The sequence below is a fragment of the Pseudomonas sp. RC10-4-2 genome (assembly GCF_050433085.1).
Lineage (GTDB): Bacteria > Pseudomonadota > Gammaproteobacteria > Pseudomonadales > Pseudomonadaceae > Pseudomonas > Pseudomonas aeruginosa.
Window position 1 is genome coordinate 413,457 of the sequence record NZ_JBNPXX010000003.1, and the last position, 26,062, is coordinate 439,518.

The window sequence follows — 26,062 nt, forward strand, 5'->3', positions numbered from 1 at the left end:
CTCAGCCGGCCTTCAGCGTGCCGGTCAGGAACAGGTACAACTCTTCCTGGCCGAACGGCTTGGCCAGCTTGGGCAACTGTGCCGCCGCGCCTTCGATCTTTTCCGCGAAGCCGGTGGCCAGGGCCATCTTCAGCGGCCGGCCCTGGGCCATGACCCGCTCCACCAACTGGCTGCCGTTCATCCGTGGCATCGCCTGGTCGGTCAGGAGGATGTCCAGCTCCGGCGTCGCCGTGAGAATCTCCAGGGCCAGGCTGCCGGAGTCGGCCTTGAGTACCGAGCAACCGAGGTCCTCCAGCATCGCCGCGGTGTTGTTCAACACCAGCGGATCGTCGTCCACCACCAGTACTCGACAGGACAAGCGCACCCGCTCGCTTTCGCTGGGCGCCTGCGGCGTCGCGCCATTGCCCGTACGGGCGCTTTCCGGGGTTCGCGGGACGGCGGGTATCCAGATGTTCGCGGTGGTGCCGACGCCCGGCTGGCTCTCCAGGGTGAGCCGGCCGCCGAGCTGCTCGGCGAGGCCGTCGACGATCGACAGGCCCAGCCCGGTGCCACGCCCAATTCCCTTGGTGGTGTAGAAGGGTTCCACCGCACGGCGCAGGGTTTCCTCGTCCATGCCGCTGCCGGTGTCGCTGATGCTCAGGCAGATATAGTTGCCCGGTGCGAGGCGATGGGGATTGTCCGCCGGCACCCGCTGGTTGCTCGCGGAAAAGACGATGCGCCCGCCGTTGGGCATGGCGTCGCGGGCGTTGGTGGCAAGGTTGATGATGGACAGTTCGAGCTGGTTGGCGTCGGTCAGGCCGAGGTCGAGATCCAGGGGAAAGCGCGTCTCGATCGATACGCTCGGTCCCAGGGAATGGATCAGCAGGTCGGTCATCCCGCGCAACAGGTCGGGGATCGCGCAGGGCTGTGGATCGAGACGTTGCTTGCGGGCGAAGGAAAGCATCCGCTGGGTCAGGTTGGCGCCGCGCTGGGCGGCCTCCAGGGCGTTCTGCAAGAGGTCGGCGGTGCGCTGGTCGCCGGGCAGGCGTTTCTTCAGCAGCCCGAGGCTGCCGATGATTACCGTCAGCAGGTTGTTGAAGTCGTGGGCCACGCCGCCGGTCAGGTGCCCCAGGGACTCCATCTTCTGGGCCTGGAACAGCTCCTGGCGGGCCCGTTCCAGTTCGCGTTCGGCTTCGATCCGGTGGGTGATGTCACGGGTTACCTTGGCGAAGCCGATCAGCCGGCCATCGCTGTCGCGGATCGGATCGATCACCACGTTGGCCCAGAAGCGACTGCCGTCCTTGCGCACCCGCCAGCCTTCCTTCTCGAAACGCCCTTCGCGTTCGGCGGCGGCCAGGCCGCGGGCCGGCTCGCCGGCCTCGCGGTCTTCGGGGGTGTAGAAGCAGGAGAAGTGCCGGCCGATCACCTCTTCCGGCAGGTAGCCCTTGATCCGCTGGGCGCCGAGGTTCCAGTTGGTGATCCGCCCGCGGTGGTCGAGCATGTAGATGGCGTAGTCGGTAACGCTCTGCACCAGCAGGCGGAACTGCTCCTGGCTGCGCCGCAGCGCCTCCTTGGCCGCTCGCCCTTCGCTGAGGTCGTGGATCAGCTGGGCGAAGCCGAGCAACTGGCCCTGGCTGTCGCGGATGGCGTCGATCACCACCTGCGCCCAGAAGCGCTTGCCGTTGCTGCGCACCCGCCAACCCTCGGTCTCGAAGCGGCCCTCGGCATCCGCCTGGCGCAGCGCCTGTTGCGGAACGCCGGCGTCGCGGTCCTTGCGGGTATGAAAGCAGGCGTAGTCGCGGCCGAGGATCTCGCTCGCGTCGTGGCCGAACAGGCGCGCCGCGCCGGCGCTCCAGCTGGCGATACGGCCAGCGCTGTCCAGGGTGTGGATCGCGTAGTCGTCGACCGCTTCGTCGAGCAGGCGGTTGCGCGTGGCCTGGTTCAAGGGGACTTTCGGTTTTCTTGTGGTTTTCATGGACGTGTTCACTCGTCGGCTGCTCGACCCGGGCTGCAAGGCACACCCAGCAAGGTAGTACGAAGAACGTCTTCCGGCCGCTCGCTGGCTCGCCCCAGGAACTTGGCCGACCTTTCGGAAGACCCCGGCGCGGCCGGCGAATTCCATTCGCCGGAACCTTGTCCGGAGTATGGCTTTCGATATGCAGGTAGGGACATCTCCTTTCCACCGCACCGACCCCGGAGTTCCCATGCGCAATCTGGAAACCGCAACCCTGAAGCTGGGGATATTCCATCCCCACGACAGCCTGAGCCAGGCGCTGATCGCCGCCGCCTTGCAGCGACAGATCGAAGTCAGCGCCTTGCAAGCCGATCTCAACAGCCTGCAGGCGCGCCCCGGGCTGCGCTGCAAGCCAGCCAGCCTGGCGTCGTCGATCGAGGTCAGCCAGGCGGCTGCTGGTCTCGACCTGCTGTTCGCGCCGTTGTCCGACTACGCCGCCGAAGCCTTGCCGCCGATCTGCGCCGCGCTGATCGATGGCGCCCTGCGCGCCGAGGTACCGCGCCTGTTCCTGCTTGGCCATTGGCAATGGCTGGTGGCGCCGCGCGATGCCGGCGAGGAGCAACTGGGTGCCGGGCTCGAGCGCAGCCTCACGGTCAGCGGCCTGGACTGGACGCTGGTGGAGGTCCCGAGCCTGCCCGCCGGCCTGCGCATCGACGATTTCAGCCGCGCCGGCGACGTCGCGGAAGTGGAGGCCGCCAGGGTGTTCGCCTGCGCCGAAGCGCTGCTCGACGAAGTCCGTCTCGGCCTGCACAAGCGCCAGTGCCTGCGCCTGGCGCCCTGAGGAGAACCCGCCATGTCCGGACCCGATACCCTCAGCCAGGCCTTCGGCACCCTGCTGCTGGCCCTGGCCTTCAGCGCCTTCATCGTTTTCGTTCGCGGCTACCGCCCGGGCGGGGTCAGCGGCGCCTGGTACGACCTGGTGCTCGCCTTCGTCGCGGTATGGCTGGCGTTCTGGCCCGAAGCCGGCGTACTCGCACGCTCGCCGAGCCTGGCCAATGCCCTGGGGTTGGTCTTGCAGGTCGGCGCTACCCTGCTCGGCTGCCTGCTCGGTTACGGGGTGGCAAGGGGATTGCGGCGGGCGATGCGGGAAACCCGGCAAAAAAGATCGGCTTCTTCGCCAACGAGCCGGCGAGGTTCCTAGAGGAAATATCGAGAAAATCCATATAACCATATGGGCGAAAAGTTCTTTCGAATGCCCATAAGGAGCGCCGAACGGGCTTTTCGCCCGTCATGATCGCACTCCGACATGAGCGTTCTGCACGACTTCTTGCATTCTGCATCCCGCGCCTCATGCGGGATACAGCTTATCCCGCAGATTCTGGATGTGGCCGGTATTTCATCGGCGCGGCGCCTATAGTTATCCCTACCGTTGTACGTATCGACGGTTTCTCTCTGATTCAGGCTAATCCCGCTCCAGGGACGGAGTGGATCTTTTTCTTGCGCTTCGCGAACTGGGGAGACCTGACCAGATGAACCTTTCCTACCTGTACCTGAAGAAGATCCTCGAGGAGGAACTGCGCGACCACGACTGCCAGTGCCAACTGAACCCCGACTTCACGGTGACCATCAGTTGCCGCGTCGACGGCCCCCACGGCGCGCTCTACATCGTGCCCAACAGCGACTTCCTGAAGAGCAGCAGCTTCAGCGACCTCAGCGCCTTCATCCTCAACCTGCGCGAGGAAATCAGGCGCTTCGGCGAGTTCGAGGCGGAACTCCAGACCGGCACCGGCTGAGCCCCTCCCCCCTTCTTTTTCCCCTCCCGCCGTCAGGGCTGCTGGTAGTGTCCCGGCGTGGTGCCCGGCTCATGGGTACGCTCCACCTTGCTGACCTGGATATCGCTGATCGCCTCGGCGTCGTGCGGTCGATGCAGTGCCTCCAAGTGGCGGCGGGCCTCTTCGCGGCTGAGGGTATCCGCCTCGCTGTGCAATTCGCAGGTCATCGGCTGGTCGTCGAGGATGTAGCTGATCAGGAACAGATGGCTGGCCATCGTCTCGCCCTCCTCTCTTCGATGGGCCCTGCGCCAGGCGCAGGGCCCATGGCTATCACGGCAGGTTCGGCGGCAGTTCGGCGTCCAGCGCAGCGTCCTGCCGCGAGTCGTCGCGCTGGCGCTCCTGCAGGCGCTGCAGGCGGCGGGTCAGGTGCTGCACCTCTTCGCGCAGCAACTGCAACTCTTCTCGCGGTTCATTGAGCAGGCCCTTGACATGGCAATGCCCACTCAACCCGCGGCTGACCAGCAGGCCGCCGGCGACCGCCTTGCAGGCGCCGGGCAAGCCACCGCGGGCCAGGCCGAAGCCGGCCAGGACCAGTCCGGCGCCGATGGAAGCGAGTCGCTCGCCGCGCTGCAGGTTGTGCGGCAGGCCATTGGCCGTCGAAGTCGGCAGGTATTCGTTCATGGAATTCTCCTTGCTTCGGTTATCGGTCAGGCTTCGTCGTCCGGCGGTTGCACGAGGAACTCGACCAGCGTCCGCCGGCAAGCCTCGATGCCCTCTTCCAGGACGATCTCGAAACCGTGGGTGTTCTCGGTCGGAATGCCGATGCAGCCGACCTGCGCGGCCTCGCCGTGGCTCAGCAGCGCGCTGGCGTCCGAGGCGAAGTCCACCAGCAGCGCCGCCTGCGGCTGGTACTGGCAGCGTTCGGCGGCGCGCAACAGGCGGTCGGTGACATGGCGGCTGTAATAACCCTTGGAGTCGCCGCTGTTGACGATCGGGTCGCGGCACAGCCGGGTGCCGTATTCGGCTACCGTTGGGCCGACTTCCACCGCGATGCTGATGTCGCCCGGCAGTCGGCGCGCGGCGAACAGCGCGCCGGCGTTACTCTCCTCCTCCATGGTGGTGAGCACCAGGTAGAGGTCGCCGTGCAACTCATCGCGGCGCCGGGCGATCTCGCGAGCCACGCCGAGCACTGCGAGCAGCGGTGCGCGGTCGTCGAGGAAGTGCGCGGCGACGCAATCCTGGAAGTACAACGGGCGCCGCCACAGACGGTTGAGCACCACGCGGGTACCCGGTCGCACGCCCAGGTTCGCCAGTTCCTCGGCGCTGCGCCGGGTGACCACGTGTACGTCGCGCCAGTGCACCGCGCCCGAGAGCACGTCGGAGCCCTGCGGCGACTCGCCGGTAGCATGCATGCTGCCGTAGGACAGCACGCCGTCGAGTACCGCCTCGCCGGCCAGGATCTGTACCGGACAGACGCCGAAGCTCACCGGCTGGGCGCCGCCGAGCGCCACTACGCGCAGGGTACCGTCGGCCTCGACGCGCTTGACGATCATGGCGATCTCGTCGAGGTGCGCGAGCAGCCGCACCGCGGCCCGCCGCGCCTGCTCGCGCGGCAGGTGCGGCGGGCTGATGCGCGCGACCAGGTTGCCGGCGGCATCGCTGCCGACCTCGTCGCAACAGCCCTCGAGTTCCCGCTGGCAGATGGCCCTGACCTCGTCTTCCTGGCCACCGGGGCCACGTGCCAGCAGGAGTTCCTCGAGCAAGGCGCGGTCTTCTTCGCGCATGCCTCAGGCCGCCCGTTTTTCCAGGCGCGCTTTCAGCTCTTTCTTGTGCTGCTGCATGGCCTGGCCGAGTTGCTTGAGGGCGGCGGCGTCGAGCAATTGCCGGGCGCGTGGGAATAGTTCGCCCTCTTCCTCCTCGATGTGGTGTTCGAGGAGTTCCTTGAGCACCTTGACCCGGCCGGCGAACTGCACGGTATCCGGGCGGGTGCGCTTGAGGTCGGGAAGGACCAGGGAATCCACCGTGCGGTGTTCCTCCTTGGCCTCGTAGTACATTTTCAGCTCTTCCTTGCCGCCGCTTTCCCTGATCGCCGGATAGAAGATGTCTTCCTCGATGGCGGTGTGCAGCACCAGTTCCAGCTCCAGCCTGCCCAGCAGCTCGCTGCGCTTCTTCAGCGCCCGTTCGGTGGTCTCGCTGAGTTCGTTGAGCAGTTTCTTCACGGTCTCGTGGTCATGGACCAGCAATTCGATGGCGTTCATGGTCGCTCCTCATCGGTTTGTTATCCGAGTGCTCCGGCACTCTCTCTGGCTGAGCGCGCGTTCCTCCGCCGAGTTCAGTCGCGAGGACGGGCGGTCGCCGCACGCGGGCCGGCGACCGCCCAGATCAGCACGCCGAGCACCGGCAGCACCGCGATCAGCAACGACCACAGGGCTTTCGAATTCACGCTGCGATCGCTGCGGAACACGCTGACGAAGGCCCACAGGTCGTAGAAACCCACCAGCGTGGCCAGGCCGATGAGCAGGAAAGCCAGGGACTGGCTCATGGCGCGCTCCTCCTCGCGGGGTCGGCTCAGGCGCGGGCGTCGCGCAGGGCTCGGACCCGGTCGTGGTGACGGAGTACGCCTTGGTATTGGCGCTCGATCACCTGGTGGATCTCCGCCGGCAGCGATTTTTCCAGCGCCGCCTGGTAGCGGTGCTTGGCGACATCCTCGCCGCGCTCGCATTCGTTGAGCACCGCCTCTTCGTCCTTGCCGGTGACCAGTGACTTCAGGTCGACCCAGCGCCGATGCAGGTCACCGGCGAAACTGGTGCTGTCCTTGGGTTTGCCACCCAGTTCCAGGACGATCCGCTCCAGCTCGTCGGCGGCCGCGGCGCAGTCGCGGCTCTGCTCCAGCATCGCCGCCTTCAACTGCGGGTCGCGCAGGTCCTCGGCGCAGGCGTGGAAACCGGCCTCGCCATCCTTGCTGGTTTGCAGCAGGTCGTTGAGTACGTCGAGGGTGTCGTCGAGGTTGGTCTGGTTCATTTCGCTCTCCTTGGCCCGGAGCTGTCCGGGATTTCTCGCATCTGTCGGCGCCGGCGCCTGCCGGCACGGAACGTGGGCAGCAACCAGCACCCACGGAAGGTGGGAGGCTCGCCGTCGCGGAGCGTTCAGAAAGCCGGATGGATGGTGGCGTAGGCCGGGGTGATGCTGAGACGTTCGCCGACCACCATCTCGGTGATCCAGTCCACCAGGATCGAGGTATAGGCGTCCTGCGCCGCCTCGCTGCTGAGCGCATGGTCGGCGTGGTCGATGATCCGGTGGGTCAGCGAATGGGTCTGCTGGAAGGCGGCGCGGAAACTCATGATGGTCGAGTGCGGCACATAGCTGTCGAACTCCGACTCCACCAGCAGCACATCGCCGCGGAATCCCGCGCAGGCCTGCAGGGCTCGGTTGCTGGCGGCCGGGATCAGGCTGCTGCGGTATTCGCTGAGATCCTCGCGGTCGAGCAGCAGCTTGGGCGTCAGCCAATCCTCGTCGCGGTAGATCGCCGGCACCCGCAAGGCCAGCCAGCGCACCGCGCGCAACTGGCTGAGGATCGCCGCCAGGTAGCCGCCATAGCTGGTGCCGACCACCGCGATCGCCTCGCTGTCGATGGCCGGGTGGGCCACCAGCCGGTCGTAGGCGGCGAGCAGGTCCTGCAGGTTGTCCTCGCGCGTCACCAGTGCCTGGCGCCCGCTTTCCGCGCCGTGGCCGCGCAGGTCGAAGGTCAGGCACACGCAGCCGAGCCCGGCGATGCCCTGGGCGCGCTTCAGGTCGCGCTGCTGGCTGCCGCCCCAGCCGTGCACGAAGAGCACGCCGGGAACCTTCGCCCGGGGGCTGAGGAAGGTGCCTTCGATCCGGTCGTCGCCGACCCCGATGCGGATGCGTTCGCTGTTCGCCGTCATGCCTCCCCCGTCATCGCATACTTGAGCAGGAAGTCGCCGTGTTCGTCGGGACCGCGATAGATCACCCGGCTGTTGTCCGGCAGGCGCTTGTCTTCGTGGATCTCGAACGACGCGGCGCGCACCGCGGGCAGCCCCGGATCGGCGCGGAAGGCTTCCAGCGCGGCGATCTCGGCGCTGCTCGCGCCGCCGACCCGCCAGGACTGCTCGAGCACGCCGAAGCGCTCCCGACCGTTGCCGTCCCGGCCCTGGGCAATGTCGTAGTTGCGCCGCGAGGCGAAGCAGCCGGGGAAGAAGATCGCCGCGGCGGTGTCGAAGATCCGCGCGTACTCGATGGCCTGGCGCACCTCACGGGCCAGGTCCAGGGCCAGCAGCTCGGCGTAGCCACCGCGCGCCACCAGCAGGTCGGAGCCGGCATAGACCAGTTCGCCGCGCGCGTTGCGGGTCTGGTGCTGGTGACCGTGGTAGCTCAGCAGGAAACCGTTGACCCGGAGCTGGCCGACGCTGTGGGTGACGATGCTCTCCAGGTTGACTTCCAGTACCAGGCCCTGCGCCAACTGGCGCTCCTCCAGCCCGCCGAGCCAGCCGTCCAGTTCGTCGAGGTCGTGCGCCACGTACTGGCCGAGGCCGCCACAGGCCTCCGCCAGCTTGGCCCGCACCGGTCCTTCGGCGAGCATGCGAGCGCCGGCGCGGTGTGCGTCGGCCAGGCTGAAGACGCTGACGCCGTTGAGCACGACGTCGCGGACCTTCTCCGCGAACAGCGGGTTCCAGCCTTCCGGCGCCACGCCGCCGCGCGGCAGCGGATGGACGATGGCCTTGCCGGCGATGAACGCGTGCTCGACGAAACCGCCGAGCAGATCTTCGTCACTGTTCACGCCCAGGCGCACGGCGGTCTCCCTGCCGACCAGGGTGCGGGTCGGGACCAGGTAGAGGGGGCCTCGCTGGTGCAATTCGGGTTCGTAGCGGCCGCCGAACTCCAGCTTCTGGACTTCCGCCAGCCAGCGCGCCAGGGCCAGGTTGCCCTGCACTTCGTGTTCGGCGGCCGCGGGATCGACACTATGGGCCACCACCAGTCTCTGCCGAGGGTCTGCGCTCATGTTCCGCTCCTCCTGGATGGAAACCGGGCATTCAGGGCTCCGGTATGGGCGAGAGGGGCTCTTCGTTGGGCTGTTCCATCGGAATCTCTTCCGGGAATTCCTGGGGGACGTGGCTTTCGTGGTCAGGAACCGGATATTCGTCCGGATCCCTCGAGGGGTTGCGTGGAGTGGTCGCTGTCGCGCCCGATGATGCAGAAGTGGGAAAACGCATGTCCGCCTCCATCGTAGGGATGACTTCTAGATGGAGGGGGCGAAGACGGATTTGGTTCGGACCATGCGTCGGAAGGCCGGGTCGGCGACTGACCGACCCGGAGCTGAAACAGCCTGCTCAGCGAGCCAGGCTCATGGTACGCAGCTTGCCGCCGGCGACCAGGACCTTGCGATGAGTGAGATGCTGGTTGTCGCTGTCGCGGAACGTGAGCAGGTCGATGCGCTTGCGGAAATAGTCGCTGTCGCGCGTCTGCAACGGCCCCTGGTCGATGATCAGGTCCCGGCGGATGCGTTCCAGCACCTGGTTCAGCAACAGCGGGCTGCTCTGCTCCTGGCCGGAGATCGCCCGGCTCATCAGGCGCTTGCCCTGGTTATTACGCAAGGTCACCAGCAACGCGCCGTCAGGGCGAGGTTCGCAACTGACGCGCACATCCTTGAAATGCTCTTCCAGGTACTCAACCACGTTTTCATCGGTATCTAGCATTGCTGGCCTCCTGTCTCATCAGATTCTTTGACGCCGGTAATCAGGCGCATCCCTTTCGAGCAGAAGGCGTACCAATTCTTCTTGAAAATTAATTTCTTATAAATCAATAGGTTGAAAAACAAAGCGGCGAATTGATATTTGCAATTTGCAAGAAAGCCCCTGCCGAGCCTTGCATTCGGCAACCCGTTGCGCCCGTCGTCTCGCCTGCAACCCCCTGGCGCGGCTTCTCGCAAGCCGAGCCGCCGGTAAAAAAAACTAAACTTCCGGCGCTCCCCTCCGGTCACCCCTAGCAAGGACTTCGCCCATGCCACGGCGCGACGGAGTCCGACCGACCAACGCCAAGGACAACGTACGACCGGAGGATGACATGGGACATTCTGTTGCAGGCGTTTGCCTGGAAGAACCCGCGGTACTGACCGCTTTTCCGTCGCTGCTGCACCCGCAGGACCCGCCGCAACAGAGGGATCGGATACTCTTCGTTACCGCCGAGCTCAGCGATTTCGTCAAGGTCGGCGGACTCGGCGACTTTTCCGCCGCGCTGCCGAGGGTCCTCAAGCGCGAGCATTCGGTGCGAGTCCTGCTGCCCGGCTATCGCCAGGTGCTGGAGCGCTGCCGCGACTTGCGGATCATCGGCAGCCTGCCCGGCCGGGCGGCGATCCCGCCCTGCGAGATCGGCCTGGTGACCCTCGACGACGGCCTGGAAGTCATGCTGGTGCTCTGCCCGCTGCTCTACGAGCGCGAGGGTACGCCGTACATGGACGACCAGGGCAACGACTGGCCGGACAACCACCTGCGCTTCGCCCGCCTGTGCCTGGCCGCCGCCGAGATCGCCGGCGGACGCGGCGCCCAGGGCTGGCAACCGGGCCTGGTGCACGCCAACGACTGGCCGTCGGCGCTGACGCCGGCCTACATGGCCTGGAACGGCGTGCGCACGCCGAGCCTGTTTACCATCCACAACCTCGCCTACCAGGGCCTCTGCGACCTGCAATGCAGCGCCGAACTGGGCCTCCCCGACGAAGCGCTGAGCCACGAAAGCATGGAGTTCCACGGGCGCCTGTCGTTCCTCAAGGCCGGCATCGCCCATGCCCACCACATCACCACGGTGAGCGAGACCTACGCCCAGGAAATCACTACCCCGGAATACGGCTGCGGCCTGCACGGCATCCTCAAGTACAAGGTCGAGAAGCGTCAGCTCAGCGGCATCGTCAACGGTATCGACGATAGCTGGCAGCCGCACTGCGATCCGCACCTGGTGGCCTGCTTCAGCGCCCGCCAATGGGCCGGCAAGCGCGCCAACACGCGCTACGTGGAGGAGCGTTTCGGCCTGGAGCCGGGCAAGGGGCCGCTGTTCGCGGTGGTCTCGCGCCTGGTGCAGCAGAAAGGCATCGACCTGACCCTGGAGATCAGCGATGCCCTGCTCCAGGCCGGCGGCCGTCTGGTCAGCATCGGCCGTGGCGAGCCGAACCTGGAGAAGGCCATGCTCGAACTCGCCCGGCGTCATCCCGGCCAGGTCGGCGTGCACATCGGTTTCGACGAGACCGAGGCCCGCCGTATCTACGCCGGCAGCGACTTCCTGCTCATGCCCTCGCGTTATGAGCCCTGCGGGCTCAGTCAGCTCTATGCGCAATGCTTCGGCTCGCTGCCGATCGCGCGCTGCACCGGCGGCCTCGCCGATACCATCGTCGACGGGGTCACCGGCTTCCTGTTCCGTGAGGAAACCGCGCAGAGCTACCTCGATGCGGTGATGCGCGCGATCAACGTCTACCACTGTCCCTCGCTGCTCAACGCCATGCGCTGCAAGGCGATGGCCGCGCCGATGTTCTGGAGCGACTCGGTGGAGCCTTACAACCGCCTGTACCGGCGCCTGTTGAGGAATACCGCTCCGGCCCTGCGCGGGGTACGCCAGTGATGGCGATCCGGCGCCGCTTCGGCGCCCAGTTCCAAGGCAACGGCCGGACCTGCTTCGGCCTCTGGGCTCCGGACGCCCGTGAGGTCCGGGTCGAGACCGCCGACGGCCGCGACTGGCCGCTGGAAGGCAGCGACAGCGGCTGGTTCGAGGCGACCCTGCCCTGTCCGCCCGGCACCCGCTACCGTTACCGCATCGATGGTCGTCCCGGGGTGCCGGACCCGGCCTCGCAGTTCCAGCCCGACGGCGTGCATGGACACAGCCAGGTGCTGGACCATGGCGCCTACGCCTGGCGCGTCGACGAGTGGCGCGGGCGGCCCTGGCACGAAGCGGTGATCTACGAGCTGCACGTCGGCCTGTTCGGCTCCTACGCCGAGGTCGAGCACTTCCTTCCGCGCCTGGTGGAACTGGGCGTGACCGCCGTGGAGCTGATGCCGCTGGGCGAGTTTCCCGGTCGCCGCAACTGGGGCTACGACGGCGTGCTGCCGTTCGCCCCGGCGTCGGCCTACGGCACGCCCGAGCAACTCAAGCATCTGATCGACAGCGCTCACGGCATGGGCCTGATGGTCTTCGTCGACGTGATCTACAACCACTTCGGCCCGGACGGCAACTACCTCGCGCAGTACGCCGCCGCGTTCTTCCGCGACGACCGGCAGACGCCCTGGGGCCAGGCCATCGATTTCCGTCGCGGCGAAGTCCGCGAGTTCTTCTATGAGAACGCCCTGATGTGGCTGCTCGACTATCGCGTCGACGGCCTGCGCTTCGATGCCGTGCACGCGATTCCCGATAGCGCGTTCCTCGTCGAGATGGCCCGCCGCCTGCGCGGCGCCGCCGGCCCCGAGCGCCATGTGCACCTGGTCCTGGAGAACGACGACAACCGCGCCAGCCTGCTGCGCCAGGGCTACGACGCACAGTGGAACGACGATGGCCACCATGCGCTGCACGTCCTGCTCACCGGCGAGAACGACGGCTACTACCAGGACTACCCCGAGCCGCTGCGCTGCCTGGCGCGCTGCCTGGCCGAAGGCTTCGTCTACCAGGGCGAAGCCAACCGCCACGGCCGGCCGCGCGGCGAACCGAGTGCCGACCTGGCGCCGGACGCCTTCGTGCTGTTTCTGCAAAACCACGACCAGGTCGGCAACCGCGCCTTCGGCGAGCGTCTCAGCGTCCTCGCCGAACCCCAGGCGTTGCGCCTGGCGATAGCGCTGCAACTGCTCGCGCCGATGATTCCGCTGCTGTTCATGGGCGAGGAATGCGCCGCGCGCGAACCGTTCCTGTATTTCACCGATCACCAGGGCGAACTGGCGGACGCGGTCCGCGAGGGACGACGCAAGGAGTTCGGCGAGTTCGGCCGCTTCGGCGAGGGCGCCACCCTGGCTTCGCTCCCCGACCCAAACGCGGTGGAGACCTTCGAGCGCTCGCGTCCCGGCCTGGCCGATTGCGACCCGGCCTGGCGCGGCTTCTACCGGCAACTGCTGGAAATCCGTCATGAACACCTGATCCCGCGCCTGCGCGGCGCCCGTTCGCTGGGCGTTACCACCATCGCCGGCGCCGCGCTGTCGGCGCGCTGGCGACTCGGTGACGGCAGTGACTGGCGAATCGACTTCAACCCTTCTCCGCTCGAAGCGGAAGTCGAGCCGCCGGCGGCCGCCACCCGGGTGCTGTTCCTCGACAACCTCGCCTGTGCCGAGTATCGCCGCGGCCGCCTAAGTCCCCGCAGCATCGCGGTCAGCCTGGAGCCCGCCCATGAGTGACGCACGCCTGGCCGAACTGGCCGCCGCCGTGGGCCTGCAACTCGACTGGCAGGACGCCAACGGACGGCCGCAGCGGGTCGACCCGGAGGTCCAGCGCGGCCTGCTGGAAGCACTCGGCTATCCGGCGCAGAGTCCGCAACAGATCGAACAGAGCCTGGCCGCGCTGGCCCGGCTGCGCGAGGACAGCGCCAACCTCGGACTGCTGGTCGGCGAATGCGGCCAGCCGCTGGAGCAAGCGCTCGGCCCCGCCGGCACCCCGGGCGAGCTGGTCTACGAGGACGGCACGCGGATCGCCCTGCGCCTGGACGCCGAAGGCCGCCTGCCGGCGCAGGCCCGCAGCGGCTATGCGCAGCTGTCGCTGGAGCAGCGGGAATGGGCGGTGGCGATGGCGCCGCCGAGCTGCCCGTCCCTGGCCAGCCTCGCCCCGGGTCGCTCGCGTCGCTGGGGTCTGGCCGCCCAGGTCTATGCCCTGCGCCGCCCCGGCGACGGCGGCCTGGGCGACAGCGCCGCCCTCGAGGACCTGCTGCGCAGCGCCGCGCGGCATGGCGCCGACGCGCTGGCGATCAGCCCGCTGCACGCCCTGGCCGAGGCCAACGGACATGCCTACAGCCCCTACTCGCCGTCCAGCCGGCTGTTCTTCAATGTCCTGCACGCCGCGCCGGCGACCATTCTCGGCGCGGCGGCGGTGGAACAGGCGATCCGTCGCGCCGGCCTGGCCGCGGAGATGGCCCGCCTGGAGAGCCTGGAGCTGATCGACTGGACAGCGGCGGCGGACCTGCGCATGCGCCTGCTGCGCCAGCTCCACCGCGACTTCACCGAGCGCGCCAGTCCCTTGCGCCACGACCTCGCCGAATTCCGCCGCGAAGCCGGCGAGGCCCTGCTGCACCACTGCCGCTTCGAGACCCTGCAGGCGCACCTGGGCGCCGGCCCCGACTGGAGACGCTGGCCGGAGCCGCTGCGCCGCCCCGGCGAGCCGGCGGTGGCCGCGTTCTGCGCCGATCACGCCGAGGAAGTGGACTTCCGTGCCTTCGGCCAGTGGCTGACCCAACGTTGCCTGCAACATGCCCAGCGCCAGGCGCGCGAGGCCGGGATGGCCATCGGTCTGGTCGCCGACCTGGCGGTGGGCGCCGATGGCGGCGGCAGCCAGGCCTGGTCGCGGCAGGAAGAGCTGCTCGCCGAAGTGAATGTCGGCGCGCCGCCGGACATCCTCAACCAGTCCGGACAGGACTGGGGCGTTTCCGCGTTCAATCCCGAAGGCCTGCGCCGCCACGGCTACCGGGCATTCCGCGAGATGCTGCGGGCCAACCTGGCCTGGCCCGGAGGGCTACGCATCGACCATGTGATGGGCCTGCAACGTCTCTGGCTGATCCCGCGCGGCCAGCCGCCCCACGCCGGCGCCTACCTGCGCTACCCGCAACGCGAGCTGCTGCGCCTGCTGGCGCTGGAGGCCAGTCGCGCCTCGGCGCTGGTCATCGGCGAGGACCTCGGCACCGTTCCCGAAGGCCTGCGCGAGGAACTGGCACGCCGCCAAGTGCTGGGTACCCGCGTGCTGCTCTTCGAGCGGCGCGGCGAACGCTTCGTGCCCCCGGCGCAATGGCCGGCGGACGCCATGGCCACCACCAGCACCCACGACCTGCCGAGCCTGTCCGGCTGGTGGCGGGGCCAGGACATCCACTGGCGCGGCCGCGCCGGACACCGCAGCGCCGAGGAATGCGCGGCCGACCTGGAACTGCGCGCCGAGGAGCGCCGGGCGCTGGCCGCCAGCCTCGAACCGCCGGTCGATCCCGACCCCGCCGCCGAAGTGCCGCTGGACGCCTGCATCGGCTATGTCGGAGCGACCCCCGCGCCGTTGGTGCTACTGCCCCTGGAGGACGCCCTGGGCAGCCTGGAGCAGCCGAACCTGCCCGGCCCCGGCGACGCCCACCCGAACTGGCGGCGGCGCTGGCCGGAAAACGCCGCGCAGATGCTCGGAACGCCGCAGGTCGACCGGCGCCTGCGCCTGCTCGAACGCAGCCGCCGGGATGCCGAGGAGGCCGCCCATGATTGAGCCCCGCGCTACCCTGCGCCTGCAATTCCACGCCGGCTTCACCCTCGACGATGCCCTGCCCTGGCTGGACTATTTCGCCGACCTGGGCATCAGCCATCTCTACGCCTCGCCGCTGTTCCGCGCGCGGCCCGGCTCCAGCCACGGCTACGACGTGGTCGACCCGACCCGGATCAATCCGGAACTGGGCGGCGAGCCGGCGCTGCTGCGCCTGATCCAGGGGCTGCGGCAACGCGGCATGGGCCTGCTCATGGACATAGTGCCGAACCACATGGGCATCGGCGGCGGCGCCAATCCCTGGTGGCAGGACGTGCTCGAATGGGGGCGCGAGAGTCCCTACGCGAGTTTCTTCGACATTCAGTGGGAATCCCACGACGCCGCGTTGCGCGGCCAGGTGCTGCTGCCGTTCCTGCGCAGCGACTACGGCGAGGTCCTGGCTGCCGGGGAGATCGGCCTGAGCCTGGACCGCGAGGCCGGCCGCCTGCTGGCGAGCCACGGCGAGCAGCGCTTCCCCCTCTGGCCGGGCAGTTACCCGGAGCTGCTGGAAGACAGCGGCGAGCCGCGCCTGTCAGCCCTGGCCGGCGGTTTCCGCGAGTGCCGGCAGGACCGCGAGGCCTTGCGCGAGATGCAGCGTCAACTGGCGGCTGCGCTCGCCGAGAGCGCTCCGCGCGCAGCCCTCCAGCGCACGCTGGGCGAACTCCAGGAACGCCACGAGGAGGCTCGCCAACGCCTGCACCGCCTGCTCGAGGCGCAGCACTACCGCCTGGCCAGTTGGCGCACCGCGGCGGACGACATCAACTGGCGCCGTTTCTTCGACATCAGCGAACTGGTCGGCCTGCGGGTCGAGCGCGGCGAGGTGTTCGAGGCCGTGCACGGCAAGGTCTTCCAGTTGCTCGAGGACGGTCTGCTCGATGGCCTGCGCATCGATCACGTCGACGGCCTGGCCGATCCGCGCGGCTATTGCCGACGCCTGCGCCGCCGCAGCGAGCGGATCCGCGCCCATCGCGGCGGCGCGCCGATGCTGCTGTACGTTGAGAAGATCCTCGGTGGCGAGGAGCGCCTGCCCGAGGATTGGCTGTGCGACGGCACCACCGGCTACGACTTCATGAACCAGGTCAGCCTGTTGCAGCACGATCCGCGCGGCGAACGACCGTTGCGCGAACTCTGGCAGCGGGTCAGCGGACGCCCGGAGGCGTTTCTCGACGAGGTCTACCAGGCTCGCCAACTGGTCCTGGCGGGAAGCCTCGCCGGTGACCTGGAGAACCTCGCCCAGGGTCTTTTGCGGGTGGCGCGGGCCGACCTGGCCAGCCGCGACCTGACCCTGGGCGGTATCCGCCGCGCGCTGTTCCAGTTGCTCGCGCGCTTTCCGGTCTACCGTACCTACGCCGGGGCCTGCGGTCGCTCGGTGCAGGATCGCGAGGTGTTCCGCTATGCCGCAGAGGCGGCCCGCGAGGATCTCGACGAAGCCGACCGGGCGGTCCTCGACCATCTCGAACGCTGGCTCGGCGGGCAGCCGCTGCGCGAGCTGCCGCCCGGTCCGCTGCGGCGCCTGCGCGGCGAGTTGCTGGCGCGCTTCCAGCAGTTGAGTTCGCCGACCGCCGCCAAGGCCGTGGAGGATACCGCCTGCTATCGCTCGGCGGCCCTGCTCTCGCGCAACGACGTCGGCTTCGACCCGCAGCGCTTCGCCGCTTCCGCCGAGGAATTCCATGCCGCCTGCGAAGCCAGGCGCCTGGCCAGCCCGCGCGCCCTGCTGGCCACCGCCAGCCATGACCACAAGCGCGGCGAGGACGCCCGCGCCCGTCTTGCGGCGCTCAGTGAACTGGCGCCCTGGTTCGCGCGTAACGTCGAGCACTGGCAAAGCCTGGCCACGCCGTTGCGCCGCGACCTCGCCGAAGGGCCGGCGCCGAGTCCCGGCGACGAGCTGATCCTGTTCCAGGCCCTGCTCGGCAGTTGGCCGCTCGACGCGCCTTGCGACGGCGCCGCCCTGGACCAAGCGTTCCTCGCGCGGATGCGCGAATGGCAATGCAAGGCCTTGCGCGAAGCCAAGCTGCGCACGCGCTGGACCGCGCCCGACGAAGACTACGAGCGCGCCTGCGCCGACTATCTGGAACAGCTCCTGCGCGCGCCACTGGCCCAGGCCCTGCGCCAGTCGCTGGGCAACGCGGCGGCGCGACTGATGCCGGCCGGGGCCCTGAATGGCCTCGCCCAATGCCTGCTGCGCCTGACCTGCCCGGGTATCCCCGATCTCTACCAGGGGCGCGAGGACTGGGACTTCAGCCTGGTCGACCCGGACAACCGGAGGCCGGTGGACTTCGCCCGGCACGCCGCCGCCCTGGCCGCGCCGACGCCCTTCCCGGAACTGCTGGAGCACTGGCGCGACGGTCGCATCAAGCAGACCCTGATCGCCCGCGTGCTGGGGCTGCGGCGGATGCAGCCGGGCCTGTTCCGCGACGGCGACTACCTGCCCCTGGAGGTCAGCGGCGAGCATGCCGAGCGGGTCCTGGCCTTCGCCCGGCGCAGTCGTCACGGTTGCCTGCTGGTGGTGGTCCCGCGCCTGGCCTGCGCCCTGCTCGGCCACGCCACGCAGCCGCAGGTGCCGGCCGAGGCCTGGGGCGACACCTGCCTGCTGCTGCCGCCGAGTCTCTCCGAATGCACCTACAGCGGCCTGTTTTCCACCATGCCGCTGCCCAGCGACGGGCACCTGAGCCTGTCCGAAGTGCTCGCCGACTTTCCCGTCAACCTGCTTTACCGCCTCGCCCAGGAGGACACCCCATGAGCGCCGACGAAAAACGCATACGAGAGTTCGCCTACCAGATCTGGGAATCCGAGGGCTGCCCCGACGGCCAGGCCGAACGCCACTGGGCCATGGCCCGGCAACTGGCCGAAGCGGAAGCCGCCGCGGCGGCACCGAAGAAGACCCGCGGTCGGGCCAAGGCCGCCAAGGAAACCCCGGCCCTGCTGCAAGCGCCGGCCGCCAAGCCGCGCAAGCCGAGGGCCGCGTCCCCGGCGCGGCCCGCCAGCGAAAAACCGGCGGCGGCCAAGCCGCGCAGCCGCCGCAAGCCCGAAGCGGGCGAATGAGGAGTCCAGTGCATGAGCAGAAAGCGTAGCCCCGCTCCTTCGCGGATCAGCGAAGGGCACCCCTTCCCCCTTGGCGCCACCTGGGACGGCCTCGGCGTCAATTTCGCGCTGTTCTCGGCCCACGCGACCAAGGTCGAGCTGTGCCTGTTCGACGCGCGCGGGGAAAAGGAGATCGAGCGCATCGAATTGCCCGAATACACCGACGAGATCTGGCACGGCTACCTGCCCGACGCCCACCCGGGGCAGATCTACGGCTACCGGGTGCACGGTCCCTACGAGCCGGATGCCGGCCACCGCTTCAATCCCAACAAATTGCTCCTCGATCCCTACGCCAAGCAGTTGGTCGGCCGCCTGCGCTGGTCCGAGGCGCTGTTCGGCTACACCATCGGCTCGGCCGACGCCGACCTCAGCTTCGACGAGCGCGACAGCGCGCCCTTCGTGCCCAAGTCGAAGGTCATCGATCCGGCCTTCACCTGGGCCGAGCGCCCGCCGGTACGCGTCCCCTGGGACCGCACGGTGATCTACGAAGCCCACCTGCGCGGCCTCAGCATGCGCCATCCACAGGTCCCGGAGGCGGTTCGCGGGACCTTCGCCGGGCTGATGAACGCCGACCTGCTGGCGCACATCCGCCGGCTCGGGGTGACCAGCGTCGAGCTGCTGCCGATCCACGGCTTCGTCGACGACAAGCACCTGCTGGAAAACGGCATGAGCAACTACTGGGGCTACAACAGCATCGCCTTCTTCGCCCCGCACCCGGCCTACCTCGCCAGCGGCCAGGTCAACGAGTTCAAGGAGATGGTCGCGCACCTCCACGACGCCGGGCTGGAGCTGATCCTCGACGTGGTCTACAACCACACCGCGGAAGGCAACGAGCTGGGTCCGACCCTGTGCATGCGCGGCATCGACAACGCCTCGTACTACCGCCTGATGCCCGACCAGCGCCGCTACTACATCAACGATTCCGGCACCGGCAACACCCTCGACCTCAGCCACCCCTGCGTGTTGCAGATGGTCACCGACTCGCTGCGCTACTGGGCCACGGAGATGCGCGTGGACGGCTTCCGCTTCGACCTGGCGACCATCCTCGGCCGCCATCCGGACGGTTTCGACGAGCGCCACGGCTTCCTCGTCGCCTGCCGCCAGGACCCGGTGCTGAGCAAGTGCAAGCTGATCGCCGAACCCTGGGATTGCGGCCCCGGCGGCTACCAGGTAGGCGGCTTCCCGCCCGGCTGGGCGGAATGGAACGACCGTTTCCGCGATTGCGTGCGCGCCTACTGGCGCGGCGACGACGGCATGCTGCCGGAACTGGCGCGACGCCTAACCGCCTCCGGCGATCTCTACGACCAGCGTGGACGGCGGCCCTACGCGTCGGTGAACTTCGTCACCGCCCACGACGGTTTCACCCTGCGCGACGTGGTTTCCTACGATCACAAGCACAACGAGGCCAACGGCGAGAACAACGCCGACGGCAGCGACCACAACCTGTCCTGGAACCACGGCTGCGAGGGCCCCACCGACGACCCGGAGATCCGCGCCCTGCGCCTGCGCCAGATGCGCAACCTGCTGTCCACCCTGCTGCTGTCCCAGGGCACCCCGATGCTGGTCGCCGGCGACGAGTTCAGCCGCACCCAGCAGGGCAACAACAATGTCTATTGCCAGGACAACGAACTGGGCTGGATCGACTGGCGGCTGGACGACGAGGGCCGTTCGCTGCTGGCCTTCACCCAGCGCCTGCTGGCCCTGCGCCAACGCTATCCGATCCTGCGCAGGGGGCGCTTCCTGGTCGGCGAGTACAACGAGGCGCTGGGTGTCAAGGACGTCACCTGGCTGGCGCCCGGCGGCGAGGAGATGACCGAGGAACACTGGCACGACGAGCACGCCCGCTGTCTCGGCGTGCTCCTCGATGGCCGCGCGCAACCCACCGGGATCCTGCGCAGCGGTGAGGATGCCACCCTGCTGCTGATCCTCAATGCCTACCACGACGCGGTGTCCTTCCGTCTTCCCGAGGTGGCCGAGGGCAGCGGCTGGACCTGCCTGCTGGATACCCAACGGCCGGAGGACCCGCTCGGCGAACGCTACCCGTTCGCCAGCGAGTTCCTGGTCGGCGGCCGCAGTTTCCTGCTGTTCGAGCTACAACCGCCGGGCGCCGGAGCGGAAGGATGAACGGCGGGGAAAAAAGCTGAACCGCCCCCGGCACCTCCAGTCGGAACCTGTAGGTGCCGCACGCGGCGCCCGCACATCCACCCTACACAGGAGGACAGCATGAAGATCAGCGACATCATGACCCGCAACGTCCAGGTCGCCGACCCGCAGCAGAGCATCCGCGAGGCGGCCGCCACCATGGCGAGGATCGACAGCGGCGCCCTGCTGGTCGGCGAAGGCGACCGCCTGGTCGGGATGATCACCGATCGCGACATCGCCATCCGCGCGGTAGCCGGCGGCCTGTCCGGGGATACCCCGCTGGGCCGCATCATGAGCGGCGACATCCACTATTGCTTCGAAGACGAAGACGTCCAGCACGTGGCCCGCAACATGGCCGACATCCAGATGCGCCGCCTGCCGGTGCTCAACCGCGAGAAGCGGCTGGTCGGCGTGGTTTCCCTGGGCAACATCGCCAGCTGCCGCGACCAGGCCTCCAGCGCCACCGTCCTGCAGGGCGTCGCCCAGGCCCACTACTGAGCCTTTCTTCCACCCGGCCCGCCTTTGCCATTCCGGCCGAGGCCGGGCCCCAACCGGGAGAACGCCATGAAAGCCGTGGTATTCCATGACATCGGCGACATCCGCCTGGAAGACGTGGCGGAGCCGCGCCTGCAGGAGCCCACCGACGCCATCGTGCGGCTGACCGCCTCGGCGATCTGCGGCACCGACCTGCACTTCGTCCGTGGCAGCGTCGGCGGCATGCGTCCGGGAACCATCCTCGGCCATGAGGGCGTGGGCATCGTCGAGGCGCTCGGCGACGAAGTGCGCAACCTGCAGGTCGGCGACCGGGTGGTGATTCCCTCGACCATCGCCTGCGGCAATTGCGTGTATTGCCGAGCCGGCTACTACGCCCAGTGCGACGTCGCCAACCCCGGCGGCAGCCAGGCCGGCACCGCGTTCTTCGGCGGTTCCCGGGCCAACGGCGGCTTCCATGGGCTGCAAGCCGAGAAAGCGCGGATTCCCTATGCCAACATCGGCCTGATCCGCCTGCCCAGCAGCATCAGCGACGACCAGGCGATACTCCTGTCGGACATCTTCCCCACCGGTTACTTCGGCGCCGAACTGGCCGGTATCGCCCCCGGCAACACCGTCGCCGTGTTCGGCTGCGGTCCGGTGGGCCAGTTCGCCATCGCCAGCGCGTTGCTCCTCGGCGCCGCCCGGGTGTTCGCCATCGACCGCCACCCGGACCGCCTGCACATGGCCCGCCAGCAAGGCGCCGAAGTGATCGACTTCGAGCGCGAGGATCCGGTCCAGGCCCTGCGCTGGCTGACCGCCGGGATCGGCGTGGACCGCGCCATCGACGCCGTCGGCGTGGACGCCGAGCACAGCCATGGCACCGCCACCCCGGCGCCGCGCCAGGAGGGCACCAGCTGGAGTCCCGGCAACGCCCCCGCACAGGCCCTGGAGTGGGCGGTGCAGGGCCTGGCCAAGGCCGGCACCCTGTCGATCATCGGCGTCTACGCCGAAGACTCGCGGCAGTTTCCCATCGGCCTGGCGATGAACCGCAACCTGACCATCCGCATGGGCAACTGCCACCACCGCAAGTACATTCCGCTGCTGCTCGAACATGTGCTCAGCGGACGTATCGACCCGGCGAAGATCCTCACCCAGGTGAAGCCGATCGGCGACGCCATCGAGGCCTTCGAAGCCTTCGACCGCCGCGAGACCGGCTGGATCAAGGTCGAACTGGTGCCGCAGAAGCGCCAGGTCGAGGGCGGCGAGGAACGCCTCGACGAACGCGCGGTGGACGAACTGGCGCGCCGGCCGACGCCGGAAAGCGGCGCCCGGGGGTGATGCATGAGCGCACCGGCACGCCTGCGCATCGGCATTTCCGGCTGGCGCTACGCCCCCTGGAGAGGTGACTTCTATCCCGAGGGGCTGCGCCAGAAGGACGAACTGCGCTTCGCCTCGCGGGCGGTGAACAGCATCGAGATCAACGGCACCTTCTACGCCCTGCAGACGCCCGAGCGCTTCCGCGGCTGGGCCGAGGACACCCCCGAGGACTTCGTTTTCAGCGTCAAGGCCCCGCGTTACATCACCCACGTGCGGCGCCTGCGCGAGATCGACGAGCCGCTGGCGAACTTCTTCGCCTCCGGCCCCCTCGCCCTGCGCCAGCGCCTCGGCCCGTTCCTCTGGCAGTTCCCGCCGAGCATGCGCTTCGACCGCGAGCTGTTCGCCGATTTCCTCGCCCGCCTGCCGCGCGACGGCGCCGCCGCGCAGAAGCTCGCCCGGCACAGCGCCGCGCGCCTGCACCGCGAGGGCTACCTCGACGGCGATCCGGCGCAGCGCCTGCGGCATGCCGTGGAAATCCGCCATGAGAGCTTCGTCGACCCGACGTTCATCGAGCTGCTGCGCGAATACCGGGTTGCCCTGGTGGTGGCCGATACCGCCGGCAAGTGGCCGCTGCTCGGCGACGTCTGCGCCGACTTCCTGTACCTGCGCCTGCATGGCGACAAGGAACTGTACCGCAGCGGCTATTCGGAAGCGGCCCTGGGCCAGTGGCAGGCACGGATCCGCGCCTGGGCCGGCGGCGGCCAGGCCGACGACCTGCGCCGGGCCAGCCAGGACGCACCGGCGACGGCGACGGCGCGCGACCTGTACTGCTACTTCGACAACGACGTCAAGGTGCGCGCACCCTACGACGCCCGGCGCCTCCTGCAGCTGCTGGAACTCGACGGCGGCCTGCGCACGGTGCCCGGACAGTTGCCCGATGACCTGCGGGAGAGTGCCGCATGATCCTGCCACGCCTGCAGGTGCTGACGGTGAACACCCACAAGGGTTTCAACCCGTTCAATCGGCGCTTCATCTTGCCGGAGTTGCGCGAAGCGGTGCGCAGCGTCGGTGCCGACCTGGTGTTCCTCCAGGAGGTCCTCGGCTCCCATAGCCTGCACGCCGCGCGCCTGCCATCCTGGCCGCCGGCGCCGCAATACGAGTATCTGGCCGACAGCATGTGGCCGCAGTTCGCCTACGGGCGCAACGCGGTGTATCCCGAAGGCCACCATGGCAATGCCGTGCTCTCCAAGCATCCGATCCTCGCCCACCGCAACCTCGACGTCTCGGTGGCGGGCAACGAGGAGCGCGGCCTGTTGCATGCGGTGATCGACATCGGCCGTCCGCTGCACGCGGTCTGCGTGCACCTGGGATTGCGCGAGGCGCAGCGCCAGCGCCAGTTGCAACTGCTCTGCGAACTGGTGGCGGGCCTGCCGGAGCGCGAGCCGGTGGTGGTCGCCGGCGACTTCAACGACTGGCGCCAGCGCGCTGACCAACTGCTCGCCGGTTGCGGCCTGCGCGAAGTCTTCGTCGGCGCCCAGGGCCGGCCGGCGCGCAGCTTCCCGGCGCGCTGGCCGGTGCTGCCGCTGGACCGCATTTACCTGCGCAATGCCCGCGGGCGCCAGCCGCGCATCCTCTCGCGGCGGCCCTGGTCGCACCTGTCCGACCACCTGCCGCTGGCGGTGGAGGTGGAGCCATGAACTTCCCCTGGCGCGACGGCAACCGCGTAGAACTGCTGATCAACGGCGAAGAGTACTTTCCGCGCCTGTTCCAGTGCATCGCCGAGGCGCGCCGGGAGATCCTCCTGGAAACCTTCATCATCTTCGAGGACGAGGTCGGCCGGCAGTTGCAGGAAGCCCTCAGCGCCGCCGCCGAGCGCGGTGTCGAGGTACAGGTCACGGTGGACGGCTACGGCACCGCCTCGCTCAGCCCGGACTACCTGGCCAGGCTCACCGCCGCCGGGGTTCGCGTGCACCTGTTCGACCCGCGCCCGCGCCTGCTCGGCATGCGTACCAACCTGTTTCGCCGGTTGCACCGCAAGCTGGTGGTGATCGATCGCCAGCAGGCCTTCGTCGGCGGCATCAACTACGGCGAGGACCACCTGGTGCGTCGCGGCAACATGGCCAAGCAGGACTACGCGGTGCGCGTCGAGGGTCCGGTGGTGCGCGATATCCGCCAGGCCTGCCTGGCGTTGCTCGAACCGGACGCCGACTACCCGCCGTTGCGGCCGTCGGGCGCCGGGCAGCCGGCGCGGGTGCGCCTGGTGATCCGCGACAACGACCAGTCCAGCGACGACATCGAGCGCGAGTACCTGCAGGCGATCCGCCAGGCGCGGCGACGCCTGCTGATCGCCAACGCCTATTTCTTCCCCGGCTACCGCCTGCTTCGCGAGCTGCGCGATGCGGCGCGCCGCGGCGTGCGCGTCGACCTGGTACTACAGGGCATGCCGGACATGCCGCTGGTGCGCCTGTGCAGCCGGCTGCTCTACGACTACCTGCTGCGCGAGGGCGTGCGTATCCACGAATACTGCCAGCGTCCGCTGCACGGCAAGGTCGCGGTGATCGACGACGACTGGTCGACCATCGGCTCGAGCAATCTCGATCCCCTCAGCCTGTCGCTGAACCTGGAGGCCAACCTGGTGATCCGCGACGTCGCCTTCAACGGCCAGCTCTACCAGCACCTGCGCGAGCTGGCGCGCCGCCACTGCCGGCGCATCAGCCGCCGCCACGCGAGGCGCGGCTACTGGTGGCGAGCGCCGCTGATCTTCCTCGGCTTCCACTTTTCCAGGCACTTTCCGGCTATCGCCGGTTGGGTACCCGCCCATCTGCCGCGCCTGAAATCGCTGGAGCCGCGTCCGTCGCGGCGCTGGCAGGAACGCCAGGGCCAGCGGGGCAACCCATGAACGGCAGCGGTCACGCAACTGCCTCGGCGGCGCCACGCCGCGCTCACTGGCGCTGGCTGCGCAGGCTGCTGACCCTGGCGTTCTTCGTGCTGGTCCCGGTGCTGCTGTTCCTGCTGGTGAAGAATCTCGACTGGCAGGAAGTCCGCCACGCCCTCGGCGAGTATCGCCCCGCGACCCTGTTCCTCGGGCTGCTGCTGGCGGCCGCCGGCTATACGGTGTTCAGCAGCTTCGACCTGCTCAGCCGCTACTACATCGGCCACTCGCTGCCCAAGCGGCGGGTCTTCACCGTGGCGTTCGTGTGCAATGCGTTCAACCTCAACCTGAGTTCCTGGGTCGGCGCCGTGGCGCTGCGCTATCGCCTGTACAGTCGGCTCGGCCTGGACATCGCCGATATCACCCGGATCCTCACCTTCAGCCTGGTGACCAACTGGTTCGGCTACCTGCTGCTCGCCGGCATCCTGTTCAGCTGCGGCCTGCCGGCCTTGCCGCCGGGCTGGAAGCTCGGCAGCGACGGCCTGCGCCTGATCGGCGCCCTGCTCCTGGCGCTGGCCGCAGGCTACCTGCTGGCCTGCCGTTTCGCCCGCCGCCGCGCCTGGGGCTGGCGCGAGCATCGGCTGACCCTGCCGTCCTGGCGGCTGGCGGCCCTGCAAGGCCTGCTCGGAGCGAGCAACTGGTCGCTGATGGCGCTCCTGCTGTACAGCCTGCTGCCGCACAGCGTGGATTACCCGAGCGTCCTGGCGATCCTCCTGATCAGCAGCATCGCCGGGGTCATCACCCATATCCCGGCCGGGCTCGGGGTGCTCGAAGCGGTGTTCATCGCCCTGCTCCAGGGACGCCTGTCCCAGGGCGTGCTGCTGGCCGCGTTGATCGGCTACCGGGTGCTGTATTTCCTCCTACCCCTGGCGCTGGCCTGCGTGGTCTACCTGCTGTTGGAGCGCCGGGCGATCCGCCTGCGCCGCAAACAGCGCCGCCTGCGCCAGGGCCAGGCCTGAA

The 26,062-nt window shown here is 68.7% G+C and carries 25 protein-coding genes; 15 read left to right on the forward strand and 10 right to left on the reverse strand.

From position 1 onward, the window contains the following. Window position 1: 1 nt before the first annotated feature. A complete protein-coding gene (locus FHW81_RS17405; protein ID WP_010794153.1) occupies window positions 2-1,954 on the reverse strand; it encodes a hybrid sensor histidine kinase/response regulator in 1,953 nt (650 codons plus the stop codon). 229 nt (window positions 1,955-2,183) lie between these two features. Between FHW81_RS17405 and FHW81_RS17410 the strand changes: the two genes are divergently transcribed. From FHW81_RS17410 to FHW81_RS17420, 3 genes are all read left to right on the forward strand, one after another. Then, window positions 2,184-2,774 (forward strand): hypothetical protein, encoded by a 591-nt coding sequence (locus FHW81_RS17410; RefSeq protein ID WP_003088985.1) that lies wholly within the window; start codon window positions 2,184-2,186, stop codon window positions 2,772-2,774. Window positions 2,775-2,786: 12 nt separating this feature from the next. After that, entirely contained in the window at window positions 2,787-3,134 is a 348-nt protein-coding gene (locus FHW81_RS17415; RefSeq protein WP_003088982.1) for a hypothetical protein, read from the forward strand. Window positions 3,135-3,417: 283 nt separating this feature from the next. Continuing rightward, window positions 3,418-3,726 (forward strand): hypothetical protein, encoded by a 309-nt coding sequence (locus tag FHW81_RS17420; protein WP_003144276.1) that lies wholly within the window; start codon window positions 3,418-3,420, stop codon window positions 3,724-3,726. Window positions 3,727-3,758: 32 nt separating this feature from the next. Here the strand turns inward: FHW81_RS17420 and FHW81_RS17425 are convergent, their stop codons facing one another. From FHW81_RS17425 to FHW81_RS17465, 9 genes are all read right to left on the reverse strand, one after another. Next, window positions 3,759-3,980 carry a hypothetical protein gene (locus FHW81_RS17425; RefSeq protein WP_003113664.1) on the reverse strand — a complete coding sequence of 74 codons (222 nt, stop codon included), beginning with the start codon at window positions 3,978-3,980 and terminating at the stop codon, window positions 3,759-3,761. Window positions 3,981-4,035: 55 nt separating this feature from the next. Then, window positions 4,036-4,386, reverse strand: a complete 351-nt coding sequence (locus FHW81_RS17430) for a YgaP family membrane protein (RefSeq protein WP_003088973.1) — start codon at window positions 4,384-4,386, stop codon at window positions 4,036-4,038. A 26-nt stretch (window positions 4,387-4,412) separates the two neighbouring features. Beyond that, entirely contained in the window at window positions 4,413-5,489 is a 1,077-nt protein-coding gene (locus FHW81_RS17435; protein ID WP_003088971.1) for a M42 family metallopeptidase, read from the reverse strand. Between the two features lie 3 nt (window positions 5,490-5,492). Then, the gene (locus FHW81_RS17440) at window positions 5,493-5,963 is read right to left on the reverse strand and encodes a hemerythrin domain-containing protein (RefSeq protein ID WP_003113663.1); all 471 of its coding nucleotides are present in this window, start codon (window positions 5,961-5,963) and stop codon (window positions 5,493-5,495) included. 74 nt (window positions 5,964-6,037) lie between these two features. Next, window positions 6,038-6,247 (reverse strand): PLD nuclease N-terminal domain-containing protein, encoded by a 210-nt coding sequence (locus FHW81_RS17445; RefSeq protein ID WP_003113662.1) that lies wholly within the window; start codon window positions 6,245-6,247, stop codon window positions 6,038-6,040. A 26-nt stretch (window positions 6,248-6,273) separates the two neighbouring features. After that, a complete protein-coding gene (locus FHW81_RS17450; RefSeq protein ID WP_003113661.1) occupies window positions 6,274-6,726 on the reverse strand; it encodes a PA2169 family four-helix-bundle protein in 453 nt (150 codons plus the stop codon). A gap of 125 nt (window positions 6,727-6,851) precedes the next feature. Next, the gene (locus tag FHW81_RS17455) at window positions 6,852-7,628 is read right to left on the reverse strand and encodes an alpha/beta hydrolase family protein (RefSeq protein WP_003113660.1); all 777 of its coding nucleotides are present in this window, start codon (window positions 7,626-7,628) and stop codon (window positions 6,852-6,854) included. Next, a complete protein-coding gene (locus FHW81_RS17460; RefSeq protein ID WP_017149010.1) occupies window positions 7,625-8,722 on the reverse strand; it encodes a DUF3182 family protein in 1,098 nt (365 codons plus the stop codon). Before FHW81_RS17460 ends, FHW81_RS17455 begins: the two co-directional genes overlap by 4 nt. 328 nt (window positions 8,723-9,050) lie before the next feature. Then, window positions 9,051-9,416, reverse strand: a complete 366-nt coding sequence (locus tag FHW81_RS17465) for a DUF3509 domain-containing protein (protein ID WP_003113659.1) — start codon at window positions 9,414-9,416, stop codon at window positions 9,051-9,053. A gap of 367 nt (window positions 9,417-9,783) precedes the next feature. Here FHW81_RS17465 and glgA point away from each other — a divergent pair, with 367 nt between their 5' ends. The 12 genes from glgA (at window position 9,784) to FHW81_RS17525 (ending at window position 26,061) form a co-directional block, all read left to right on the forward strand. Continuing rightward, window positions 9,784-11,325 (forward strand): glycogen synthase GlgA, encoded by a 1,542-nt coding sequence (gene glgA / locus FHW81_RS17470; RefSeq protein ID WP_003115521.1) that lies wholly within the window; start codon window positions 9,784-9,786, stop codon window positions 11,323-11,325. Beyond that, on the forward strand, window positions 11,325-13,076 hold the full coding sequence (gene treZ, locus FHW81_RS17475; protein ID WP_014602956.1) for a malto-oligosyltrehalose trehalohydrolase: 1,752 nt from the start codon (window positions 11,325-11,327) through the stop codon (window positions 13,074-13,076). The genes glgA and treZ overlap by 1 nt, the downstream gene beginning before the upstream one ends. Next, window positions 13,069-15,123, forward strand: coding sequence for a 4-alpha-glucanotransferase (malQ, locus tag FHW81_RS17480; RefSeq protein ID WP_003120183.1), 2,055 nt, complete (start codon window positions 13,069-13,071; stop codon window positions 15,121-15,123). Before treZ ends, malQ begins: the two co-directional genes overlap by 8 nt. Further along, window positions 15,116-17,896: a malto-oligosyltrehalose synthase gene (locus FHW81_RS17485; protein WP_003158703.1), complete on the forward strand. Its 2,781-nt coding sequence runs from the start codon at window positions 15,116-15,118 to the stop codon at window positions 17,894-17,896. The genes malQ and FHW81_RS17485 overlap by 8 nt, the downstream gene beginning before the upstream one ends. Then, window positions 17,893-18,198, forward strand: coding sequence for a DUF2934 domain-containing protein (locus FHW81_RS17490; RefSeq protein WP_003113653.1), 306 nt, complete (start codon window positions 17,893-17,895; stop codon window positions 18,196-18,198). The genes FHW81_RS17485 and FHW81_RS17490 overlap by 4 nt, the downstream gene beginning before the upstream one ends. Window positions 18,199-18,210: 12 nt before the next feature. After that, a complete protein-coding gene (gene glgX / locus FHW81_RS17495) occupies window positions 18,211-20,361 on the forward strand; it encodes a glycogen debranching protein GlgX (protein WP_003113651.1) in 2,151 nt (716 codons plus the stop codon). A 99-nt stretch (window positions 20,362-20,460) separates the two neighbouring features. Continuing rightward, on the forward strand, window positions 20,461-20,877 hold the full coding sequence (locus FHW81_RS17500; protein WP_003088942.1) for a CBS domain-containing protein: 417 nt from the start codon (window positions 20,461-20,463) through the stop codon (window positions 20,875-20,877). 66 nt (window positions 20,878-20,943) lie between these two features. Next, the gene (locus tag FHW81_RS17505; RefSeq protein ID WP_060774239.1) at window positions 20,944-22,191 is read left to right on the forward strand and encodes a zinc-dependent alcohol dehydrogenase; all 1,248 of its coding nucleotides are present in this window, start codon (window positions 20,944-20,946) and stop codon (window positions 22,189-22,191) included. Between the two features lie 3 nt (window positions 22,192-22,194). After that, on the forward strand, window positions 22,195-23,133 hold the full coding sequence (locus FHW81_RS17510) for a DUF72 domain-containing protein (RefSeq protein ID WP_017149007.1): 939 nt from the start codon (window positions 22,195-22,197) through the stop codon (window positions 23,131-23,133). Further along, a complete protein-coding gene (locus tag FHW81_RS17515) occupies window positions 23,130-23,867 on the forward strand; it encodes an endonuclease/exonuclease/phosphatase family protein (protein ID WP_003118105.1) in 738 nt (245 codons plus the stop codon). The genes FHW81_RS17510 and FHW81_RS17515 overlap by 4 nt, the downstream gene beginning before the upstream one ends. Next, on the forward strand, window positions 23,864-25,069 hold the full coding sequence (gene clsB / locus FHW81_RS17520) for a cardiolipin synthase ClsB (RefSeq protein WP_003118106.1): 1,206 nt from the start codon (window positions 23,864-23,866) through the stop codon (window positions 25,067-25,069). The genes FHW81_RS17515 and clsB overlap by 4 nt, the downstream gene beginning before the upstream one ends. After that, the gene (locus FHW81_RS17525; protein WP_106120665.1) at window positions 25,066-26,061 is read left to right on the forward strand and encodes a lysylphosphatidylglycerol synthase domain-containing protein; all 996 of its coding nucleotides are present in this window, start codon (window positions 25,066-25,068) and stop codon (window positions 26,059-26,061) included. The genes clsB and FHW81_RS17525 overlap by 4 nt, the downstream gene beginning before the upstream one ends. The last annotated feature ends 1 nt before the right edge of the window (window position 26,062 follow it).